We start from the raw sequence: 10,087 nt of genomic DNA on the forward strand, positions 1-10,087 counted from the left end.
ACCAGCGGGGCTGACGCCCCGGCGAAATTCCCCTCCCACCTACGTCGGAGGGAGTCCCCTTTCGCATTTAAGATGGCCAGGGTGCCGAGGAAGAATCCTTCCCTGTCGAGCAGGGGGCGGGAGACGGAGACGCTGCGGCTCTTGTCGTCGAATTGGCTGGTGTAGTGGTCGGTGTAGTGCACGAAGGGTGTTCGCACGGCGGCGGAGAGAAACCAGGGGCGCTTCCTGGCATCAACGTGCTCCTCGACCGGCAGATGGGGGATGGAGTTGAACCGCCCCTGTGGATCGGCGAGCAGGATGCTCTTCACATAGGGGGTGAGCGCCAACGTTTGCATCAGGGAGATGCCAAGGGATGTATGGCCCTCATTGAGGAAGGCATCCAGGCCTGATTCATCGATGACACTGCCCGTTTCGTTGAGGACATGCTCCAGTGACTTGAACTGTGGCTCGATGGACTGGGTCGCCATGTTGTGCACGAACATGGCCGCCACCTTGTGATACTTGCGCTCGGCAGAGGTCCGGATGCTGACACTGACGGCCATCAGGGCGATGAGCAGGGTCAGGATGATGACTCCGAAGGTGACGTTGAGCTGGGTATCGCAGTGCAGGTTTTGGTGGGCGGTCTCATTCATAGGCGTGTGCTGATGGCTTGGTATTGTCTCAATCAGGGCTGATAAAAGGGTGGGCATGCTATCGCCTCCTTTATCAATAGCGATTGACCAGGATCAACAAGGGGAGGGAGAACGCGACCATACTTGTCTGATGAGTGTGAATATGGGGGTGAAAATGCCGCCATGTTCTGAATATGTGATGGTTACTTGCCGATTGGCTGTGAAAGTGAAGGCGGTGACCTTCATCAGGCGGCCATGATGGACCCTCTCAGAGAGCCTCGACGACGTTGCCATCTTGCCTCCGATAGGAGATGGCGTGCCTGCCACCCTCGCTTTTCCCGCTTCCCCGCCAACATGCCCCAAATTGTTAATATCGGGGCAAAATAGAACAATAAAATGCAAATGATATTTGTTACTATTCACATGCAGTAAGTAATCGAGGATCAGATGCAGCTTGTTCACCCCCCTTTGACCCTGGTCGCCGTGACCATCTCCACCCTGCTTGCAGGCTCTGTACAGGCCGCCGCGTCCGACAGCCAGGATACGGCCACCGCCGACGAGACCCTGACCGTGCTCGGCCAGACCTATCGCAACACCGCGACCAAGACCCGGCTCGACCCCATCGAGACGCCCCAGGCCATCTCGGTGGTGGATGGGGAGACCCTGTCGCTGCGCGGTGTCAGTTCGGTGAGCGAGGCGCTGCGCTACGTCCCCGGCGTCAACACCGAGCTGAGGGGCGGGGCGGTCAACCGGCTGGATCTGTTCAACATCCGTGGCTTTGACAACTACCAGAACTTCTATGACGGCCTGCTGCTCCAGTACAACGACTGGAACCTGCAACCCCAGATCGATCCGGTGGCCATCGAGCAGCTGGAGGTGTTCAAGGGGCCGACATCGGTGCTCTATGGCAGCATGCCCCCCGGCGGCATGGTCAACCTCATCGCCAAGCGCCCCCAGCGGGAGAGCAAGCACAACGTGAGCGTGGCGACCGGCACGGGCACCCTCAAGGAGATGACCCTCGACAGCACCGGTGCCATCAACGAGCAGCTCGCCTATCGGCTGGTGGGACTGGCCCGGGAGAAGGATGGCCAGGCGGTGACCTCGAAGGAGGAGCGCTACGTCTTTGCGCCGTCCCTGGACTGGCAGCTCGGCGAGCGCACCCTGCTGAACCTCAACCTTTACTACCAGAAGGATCCCGAGGCCGGCATCTACACCACTGTGCCCGCCAGCGGCTCGGCCAAATCCAATCCCCTGGGGCAGCTTGGCAGTGACACCTTCCTTGGCGACGAGAACTGGAACGAGTACAACCGGGATGTGACCCTGCTGGGCTACAAGCTGAGCCACGACTTCAACGAGCGCTGGCAGGTGTTGCAAAATGCCCGCTACATGGATGCGTCTGCCTATCAGCGCAACACCTACAACGCGGCCCTGGCGGCGGACAACCGCACCCTGGCCCGCAACGCCTATCTCACCGATGAAGACTCTCGCGGCGTTGTCATCGACAACCAGCTGGCGGGCAAGGTACAGACGGGCTCTGCCCAGCACAACCTGCTGCTCGGGGTCGACTACCAGTACCTGGATGCCCATGTCCTCTACCGGGATACCCTCGACTACTCGGCGCCCAGCATCGACATTTTCAACCCGAACCATAGCCAGATAGTCCCAGAGGCACTCACTTTCAACTACCAGGATAAAAAGGTGATCCGTCAGTCCCAGACCGGCGTCTATCTGCAGGATCAGGTGCGCCTCGATCGGCTGGTGGCCATCGGCGGCGCCCGCTACGACCGCTACCGGATGGACACCGACAGCCGGACCCTCTATCAGGGGGCGGACAGCCAGTCCCTGGCCCACATCGATCAGGACAACCTCTCCTTCCGCGTCGGCGCGCTCTATGAGCTGGATGGCGGCTTCTCCCCCTATGCGAGCTATGCCGAGAGTTTCGAGCCGGTGCCGGGGGCGGACAAGCAGGGTCAGGCGTTCAAACCGGCGACCGGTCATCAGTGGGAAGGGGGCGTCAAGTTCCTCTCCGACGACATGAGCAAGACGGCGACGCTGTCGGCGTTCCACATCACCAAGAAGAATGCCCTGGTGACGGATCCGGACAATGTCTACGGGCCCAAGCTGCAGACCGGGGAGACGGTCTCCAGGGGCATCGAGCTTGAGGGGAGAGCCGATCTCACCAGCCAGCTGGATCTGGCCCTCAACTACACCCTGATGGACATGGAGATCACGCGCGATACCACCACGTTGCAGGGCAAGACGCCGGTCTGGGTCCCCAGACAGATGGCGTCGCTGTGGAGCAACTACTACCCCGGCGGCAACCTCGAGGGGATGCGAGTGGGCGCCGGCCTGCGCTACGTGGGGGAGGCCGAGATGGATGCCGCCAACACCGACAAGGTACCGGACTACCTCCTGATGGATATGTCCGCCTCCTACGATCTCGCCGCCCTCAGCGCAAGCCTGAAAGGGGTAGGGGTATCGCTTGGCGCCAGCAACCTGTTCAACAAGACCTACTACTCCTGCTACGACCAGAACAACTGCTGGTTCGGGGCCGAACGAAGCGTGGAGGCGCGACTCAAATACGCATTCTGACCTTGCGCCCCGGCACGCGCCCGGGGCCCTTTCAACGAATGGGCGAGGAGAGGGCGCGCGGTGTGCCGCACGGCCTTGGCCGGGAAAAAGCGGACGCGGAACGCGCCCTCGTCTCGGATCACCAGGCCCTGTTCGCGGCGGCGGCCAGCCTGATCCCGTCCCTCAAGGGGAACCTGGTGGCGGCCGGTGACGTGCGTCCGCCACTGACGGATGCCACCGGAGCGACGTCGGCCGAGGTGGCCGCAGCCCTCCATGCGCACTGGCAGCAGGCACACCCGGAGGCGGGACCCGCCTACTGGCTCACCCGCAGCTGGGGCATGCTCTGCTGGCAATCCATCTATCTCGCCATGGTGGCCGTCTACCGCCATCAGGCCGTGCCTGCCCTCGACAGGCTGGGACAGGGGCATGAGGCCGGCGTGGTGTCGGGCTTTACCCTGCCGGCCGAGCCCATGATCAAAGGGGAGGTCGGCGTGTTGATCAAGACGGCCGGGGAGCGACTCCAGGCGCACTGGCAGGGGCAGTTCACCCTCCTTGGGACGGCGCAGCGGCTGCGCCCCGGTTTCGTGCGCCCGCTCCTGGCGGACGATCTGCTGGCGGCCCTGGTGCGGGTGCCCGATTTCTTCGGGGAGGTGAGTCGGGAGGAGGTGAGGTCCCATGCTCCCCTCTGGCTTGAATCCTGTGGCCTGCCGTCGGCACATCTGACGGGCTGGTGCGAAGCAGGCCTGCCCCGGGACGATGCCTTCCCGGGCTATGTGCGCCAGCGCTGCTGCCTGCACTACAAGCGCCGGGATGGGGAACTGTGTGGCAACTGCCCGCGAAGGCTGGGTGGGGCGAGGGGTGATGAATGCTGATACCCGACTCTTCGTCTGCGCGGGCAACCCGTGGTGAAAGCCGCCTGATCCTGGCGGCTTTTTTGTGCCCGGCTTACTGGGCCGCCATCCGGGTGCGAATGCGCTCGAACAGGCTCTGCAGGCAGGCCTGATCTTTGTCGGCGGCGCGCACGGCGCCATACATGTGGCGGCGAATGCCCTCCCCGAGAGGGCGCGCCTCAAGCAGGCCCTGGCGCACGAACTCCTCGCTGGCCCAGCGGGGCAGGGCGGCGAGCCCGAGCCCGGCGGCGGCCATCTGCAGCATGACCGAGGTGTTGTCCACCGGTTTGCAACGGGCGGGCTCCACCCCGGCCGGTTGCAGGAAACGGCTGAACACGTCCATGCGCGCCCGCTCCACCGGGTAGACCAACAGCACCTCCGGTCGCAGATCGTCCGGTGCGATGCGCCGCTGCTGGCAGAGGGGGTGATCCGGCGCCATCACCAGGGTGAGATCGAAGGCGAACAGCGGCTCGAAATGAAGATCCCCGCGGGCCTGCACATCCGAGGTGAGCAGCAGGTCGAGCTGGCCGCCAAGCAGGGCACTGATGGCATCGAAACCCGGCACCGACTCCACCTCCAGATCTACGCCGGGCCACTGGCGGCGAAAGTCCGGCAACAGCGGGAGCAGCCACTGGATGCAGCTGTGGCAATCGAGGGCCAGATGCAGCCTGCCCGCCTCGCCGCTGTGCAGGGCGACCAGCTGGCGCTCGGTCTGGGCCAGGGCGGGCAGCACCTGACGGGCCAGGGCCAGCAGATGCTGGCCTGCCGCCGTCAGCACCAGAGGGCGGCTTTTTCGAAGAAACAGCTCCAGATTGAGGCGGGTCTCCAGCTCCTTGAGCTGGTGGGAGAGGGCGGACTGGGTGAGGTTGAGGGTGAGTGCGGCCCCGGCCAGGGACCCTTGCTCGGCGAGGGCGCTGATGGTCTTCAGGTGTTTGAGATCGATGCCCAGATTGCTGCTCTGAGGGGGGCTGGATGGGGTGGGCGCGACCATGGCACTGCTCCTTTGTGCGTCAGTTGAGAAATTCTTGAGAGCCAGTTGAAGAGGATTCAATAGCCAAGGTCACCTTATCTTGTCATTTTGGATGTGTAAACATCTGGATGGCCAAACAATCCAGATCCTCATCAGATAAACGAGCATAAGGAATGGAACCTATGACCTGCGCACACACCCTGGGCTTTCCCCGTATCGGCGCCAAGCGCGAACTGAAATTTGCCCTCGAATCCTACTGGCGTGGCGAAACCACCCAGGCCGAGCTGGTCGCCGTGGGCAAGAGCCTGCGTGAGCGCCACTGGCAGGCCCAGCGTACCGCCGGGGTCAACCTGCTGCCGGTGGGGGATTTTGCCTGGTACGATCAGGTGTTGGGTACCAGCCTGCTGGTGGACGCCGTGCCTGCCCGTCACCGCCACGGCGACACCGACCTCGACACCCTGTTCCGGGTGGCCCGTGGCCGTGCGCCGACCGGCCCGGCGGCGGCCGCTGCCGAGATGACCAAGTGGTTCAACACCAACTACCACTACCTGGTGCCGGAATTTTACCGTGACCAGCGCTTCAAGCTGGGCTGGAGCCAGCTCTTTGACGAGGTGGAAGAGGCCAAGGCCCTTGGGCTGCCGGTCAAGGCGGTGTTGCTGGGCCCTGTCTCCTACCTGTGGCTTGGCAAGGAGAAAGAGAGCGGCTTCTCCCGCCTCGAACTGCTGGATCGCCTGCTGATCGTCTACCAGGAGATCCTGGCCAAACTGGCGGCCCAGGGGGTGGAGTGGGTACAAATCGACGAGCCGGCCCTGGCGCTGGACCTGCCGGACGAGTGGCGCCTGGCCTACCTCAAGGCATATGAGCGCCTGAGCGGCCCCTGCAAGCTGCTGCTCACCACCTACTTCGGGTCCGTGGCCCATCAGCGGGACATCATCACCAGTCTGAAGGTGGACGGCCTGCACCTGGATCTGGTGGCTGCCCCCGAGCAGCTCGAGACCCTGGTCCCGCACCTGCCGGCCCAGTGGGTACTCTCGGCGGGTGTCATCAACGGCCGCAACGTCTGGCGTGCCAACCTGGCCAAGCTGGCGCCGACCCTCAAGGCCTTGAAAGAAAAGCTTGGCGAGCGCCTCTGGGTGGCCTCCTCCTGTTCCTTGCTGCACAGCCCGGTGGATTTGACCCTGGAGCACGAGCTGGATCCCCAGACCCGCAGCTGGTTCGCCTTCGCCCTGCAAAAGTGCTATGAGCTGGGGCTGCTGTCCGACTACCTGGACGGCGGCGCCCTGGACAAAATCGAGGCTTACAGCCAGCCCATCGTGGATCGGGAGTCTGACAGCCGGGTTCACAAGAAGGCGGTGCAGTCACGACTCGCCAGCCTGACCAACAGTGACTTCGATCGCCAGAGCGCCTACCCGGTGCGTGCCGACGCGCAGCGCTCGGATCTGAAGCTGCCGCTCCTGCCCACCACCACCATCGGCTCCTTCCCGCAGACCTCGGAAATCCGGGTGCTGCGTCAGGATTGGCGTGCCGGGCGCATCGATGACCAGGCTTACGAGGCGGGCATCCAGGCCCAGATCAAGGACGCGATTGAGCGCCAGGAGGCCATCGGGCTGGACGTGCTGGTGCACGGCGAGGCCGAGCGCAACGACATGGTGGAGTATTTCGGGGAGCTGCTGGACGGCTTTGCCATCACCCGCTTTGGCTGGGTACAGAGCTATGGCTCCCGCTGCGTGAAGCCGCCGGTGATCACCCGTGACATAGACCGTCCGACCCCCATGACCCTTGAGTGGACGAAGTTTGCCCAGAGCCTGACCGACAAGCCGGTGAAGGGCATGCTGACCGGCCCCGTGACCATTCTCTGCTGGTCCTTCCCGCGGGAAGACGTGAGCCGCGAGCAGTCCGCCCTGCAGATTGGCCTGGCCATTCGCGACGAGGTGGCTGACTTGGAAGCCGCCGGCATCAAGATCATCCAGATCGACGAGCCGGCGATCCGCGAAGGGCTGCCCCTGCGCAAGCAGGATCACCAGGCCTATCTGGACTGGGCGGTGCGCGCCTTCCGCCTGAGTGCAAGCCCGGTGGTGGACAGCACCCAGATCCACACCCACATGTGTTACAGCGACTTCAACCTCATCATCGAGGCGGTGGCGGCGCTGGACGCGGATGTGATCACCATCGAGACGAGCCGCAGCCAGATGCAGTTGCTCGAAGCGTTCGAGCGCTTCAACTACCCCAACGAGATCGGTCCGGGCGTCTACGACATCCACTCGCCGAACGTACCGAGCCAGGGCTGGATTGAAGACCTCATCCGCAAGGCTGCGCAACAAATCCCGGCAGACCGGCTCTGGGTGAACCCGGACTGCGGCCTCAAGACCCGCGGCTGGGAAGAGACCACCGCTGCCCTGAAGGTGATGGTCGATGCCACCCGGGCGCTGCGCGCCGAGCTGGCCTGAGGGCTTCCATTCACCCGGACGAGCGCCCGGTGAGTGTCACCAAGACGAGAGAGGGAAGGCGACAGCCTTCCCTCTTTTTTGCATGGCCGCTCCCTAGAGGGGGAGCAGGGCGGGCCGGGGGGCGGGCAGGTAGCGGGTGGGGGAAACCGACATCGTCACCGGGTGAGGGGCGCTTGCGAGCGCCTCGGTCAGCCACTGTTGGTCGAGGGGGATGGCATTGCGATCCTCGATCACCAGATTGAGGTGCTGGGCGCCCAGGCACCCGTAGCGGGCGGGGTCGGTCTGGGTAAAGAGGCCAAGACAGGGCACACCGCTGGCGGCAGCCAGGTGCAGGGGACCGGTGTCGGCGCTGACGAAGAGGGAGAGGCCGCCCGTGAAGCGGGCCAGCTCCCCCATGTTGCCAAGGGAAACGTGCACGTCCCCGAGCAGGTGTTGGGGGGCGGCGGGATCCGCGAGCTGGACCAGCAGGGCATCCGGGCTGTGACGGCGCAGATCCCCAAGCAACCGCTGCCACTGGGGCTGGGAGAGCCCCTTGCCCTTGCGGGCGCCGGTGAAAAAGCCGATCAGGGGACGGCCAGGATGGGCTCGTCGCAGCGCACTCAAGGCCGGGCTTGGCCCCTGCAACAGGCTGCCAAGGGGGATGGGGTCGGCCGGATTGCCCGGTATGCCGAGCAGTTGCAGGGGCTGGTGGGCGTAGTGGCACTCACTGTCCGGAGCCTGCGGACGCGGGAAGATGAGATCCCCGTGGCCATCGTCGAAGCCGCATTTCTCACGGGCCTGTACCCAGGCGGCGATGAAGTGATCCGTACTGGAGGCGAAGGGGACGTAGACCCTGTCGTAGTGCTGGCGGCGCAGACGCGAGAGTGCCGAGAGGGCGCCCGGCAAGTGTCTGCCCTGCAACCGGATCTGATGAATGTGCCGCAGGGGCAGATCGGCCAGGAAGGGGAGCAGGGTGGTGGGGCTGCACACCAGCTCCAGCTCGGCGTGGGGATGGGCGCGATGAAGCTGGTGCAGGAAGGGCAGCAGGAAGAGGTTGTTGCCGATGCGGTTGGTGCTGCGAATGACCAGGATCCGGCGGGGTGCCTGCGAAGAGGGCGGCAATGCGCTGCGACTGGCAAGCCAGCCGAGCAGGGTTCGCTCCAGTCCCGCCGTCCAGACCCGGCGTTGGCCGTCGAAGCGGCGCAGGGCATCGTTGAGGTGAGTCATACCGTTGGGCTCCAGTGTTGGGATGGCGTAAAGGGTGCCAGCGGACTCTTAAGACAATGTTAAGAAGGGAAAACGCGTGCGGATGATGGCCATGGCGGAGCGGGGTGCTGGTGCGGGACGGGGGAAAGTGGCTAGAATTGCGCATTTGAAATAAATGTTATCGTCCGCGGGAGCACCATGCAGTTCAGGGATTTTTTGCCGGTATCGACCAATACCAGCGTCAAAGAGAGTTGTTACGGCGCCCTTGGCGCCCTCATCGGCTTGCTCGGCACCGCCTTGCTGTGCCGCTGGGGGTTGGGGCTCGAGGTGCACTGGCTCATCGCCCCCATGGGGGCCTCCGCCGTGTTGCTGTTTGCCGCGCCCGCCAGCCCCCTGGCCCAGCCCTGGTCCATCCTTGTGGGCAACGGGGTGTCTGCCCTGATGGGGGTATTGAGTGCGAGCCTGGTGCCGGACATGGCTATCGCCTCGGCCCTGGCGGTGATGCTGGCCATCGCCGCCATGTTCCTCACCCGCAGCCTGCACCCGCCCGGCGGCGCCGTGGCCCTGACCGCCATCATCGGCGGCGAGGGGATCCGGGCGCTCGGGGTCGGCTACGTGCTGCTGCCGGTGCTGCTCAACTCCCTGTTGCTGCTGAGTCTGGGCTTGCTCTACAACCGCGCTCTGGGGCGTCGTTATCCCCATGGCGGCAAGGCGGCGCCCAATCGCCACCAGACGGCGGATCCCCAGCCGAGTGCCCGACTCGCCACCCAGGACATCGACTTTGCCCTGCAAAAACACGGGGAACTGCTGGACATCAGCCGCCAGGATCTGCAGGAGCTGCTGCAGGAGGCCCAGCTTCACGCCCTGCGCGAGCGAGTGGGGACGGTACGGTGCCAGGATGTGATGTCGCGGGATCTCGTCGTGACGACGCCACAGGCGCTCGCCATGGAAGCGTGGCATCTGCTCTCCCACCACCAGATCAAGGCGCTGCCGGTGGTGGATGAGGGGGAGAGGCTGGTCGGCATCATCACCCTGCACGACCTGATGATCGACCGGGCGGGTCACCAGCCGAGGGCGAAAGAGGCCCTCGAGCAGCAGCAGGTCGCGGATCTGATGACCCGGGAGGTGCAGACGGCGCGGCGCTACCAGCCTCTCTACGATCTGGTGGAGGCCTTCTCCGACGGGGGGCTGCACCACATGCCGGTGGTGGAGGGGGAGCAGCTGGTGGGCATCATCACTCAGTCCGACATGGTGGCGGCCCTGTTCACCCTGGCCCTGAAACCCGGAGTGACGAGCGAGGAGGCGACCCCGGTGTCGTCGTAGCCAGGGGGGCAAGAAAAAAGGTTCTTCGCGGGATCTTGGGGAAGTGGAAGTTGACAGACAGGGTGCTGGTAAACTGGCTGTCTCCAAACA

7 protein-coding genes are annotated in these 10,087 nt (G+C 64.4%); 4 read left to right on the forward strand and 3 right to left on the reverse strand.

Translation table 11 applies throughout. From position 1 onward, the window contains the following. Positions 1 to 632 (reverse strand): PDC sensor domain-containing protein (locus tag PG896_RS19460; protein ID WP_193550735.1); only part of this gene is annotated, 632 nt, incomplete at its 3' end. A 426-nt stretch (positions 633 to 1,058) separates the two neighbouring features. On the opposite strand from PG896_RS19460, the gene PG896_RS19465 reads away from it, so the two are divergent. Next, positions 1,059 to 3,203 (forward strand): TonB-dependent siderophore receptor, encoded by a 2,145-nt coding sequence (locus PG896_RS19465; RefSeq protein WP_171865796.1) that lies wholly within the window; start codon positions 1,059 to 1,061, stop codon positions 3,201 to 3,203. A 38-nt stretch (positions 3,204 to 3,241) separates the two neighbouring features. Next, a complete protein-coding gene (locus tag PG896_RS19470) occupies positions 3,242 to 4,054 on the forward strand; it encodes a siderophore ferric iron reductase (RefSeq protein ID WP_171865797.1) in 813 nt (270 codons plus the stop codon). 73 nt (positions 4,055 to 4,127) lie between these two features. Here PG896_RS19470 and PG896_RS19475 read toward each other — a convergent pair whose 3' ends face one another. Beyond that, complete coding sequence (locus PG896_RS19475) at positions 4,128 to 5,063, reverse strand: LysR substrate-binding domain-containing protein (protein ID WP_039041273.1); 936 nt, start codon at positions 5,061 to 5,063, stop codon at positions 4,128 to 4,130. A 161-nt stretch (positions 5,064 to 5,224) separates the two neighbouring features. Between PG896_RS19475 and metE the strand changes: the two genes are divergently transcribed. Beyond that, the gene (gene metE / locus PG896_RS19480; protein ID WP_160839232.1) at positions 5,225 to 7,489 is read left to right on the forward strand and encodes a 5-methyltetrahydropteroyltriglutamate--homocysteine S-methyltransferase; all 2,265 of its coding nucleotides are present in this window, start codon (positions 5,225 to 5,227) and stop codon (positions 7,487 to 7,489) included. A gap of 93 nt (positions 7,490 to 7,582) precedes the next feature. Here metE and PG896_RS19485 read toward each other — a convergent pair whose 3' ends face one another. Then, positions 7,583 to 8,695: a glycosyltransferase family 9 protein gene (locus PG896_RS19485; RefSeq protein ID WP_270836102.1), complete on the reverse strand. Its 1,113-nt coding sequence runs from the start codon at positions 8,693 to 8,695 to the stop codon at positions 7,583 to 7,585. A 177-nt stretch (positions 8,696 to 8,872) separates the two neighbouring features. Between PG896_RS19485 and PG896_RS19490 the strand changes: the two genes are divergently transcribed. Further along, positions 8,873 to 9,997 (forward strand): HPP family protein, encoded by a 1,125-nt coding sequence (locus PG896_RS19490; RefSeq protein ID WP_270664119.1) that lies wholly within the window; start codon positions 8,873 to 8,875, stop codon positions 9,995 to 9,997. The last annotated feature ends 90 nt before the right edge of the window (positions 9,998 to 10,087 follow it).

The sequence above is a fragment of the Aeromonas sp. QDB30 genome (assembly GCF_027707645.1).
Classification (GTDB): Bacteria; Pseudomonadota; Gammaproteobacteria; order Enterobacterales; family Aeromonadaceae; genus Aeromonas; species Aeromonas caviae.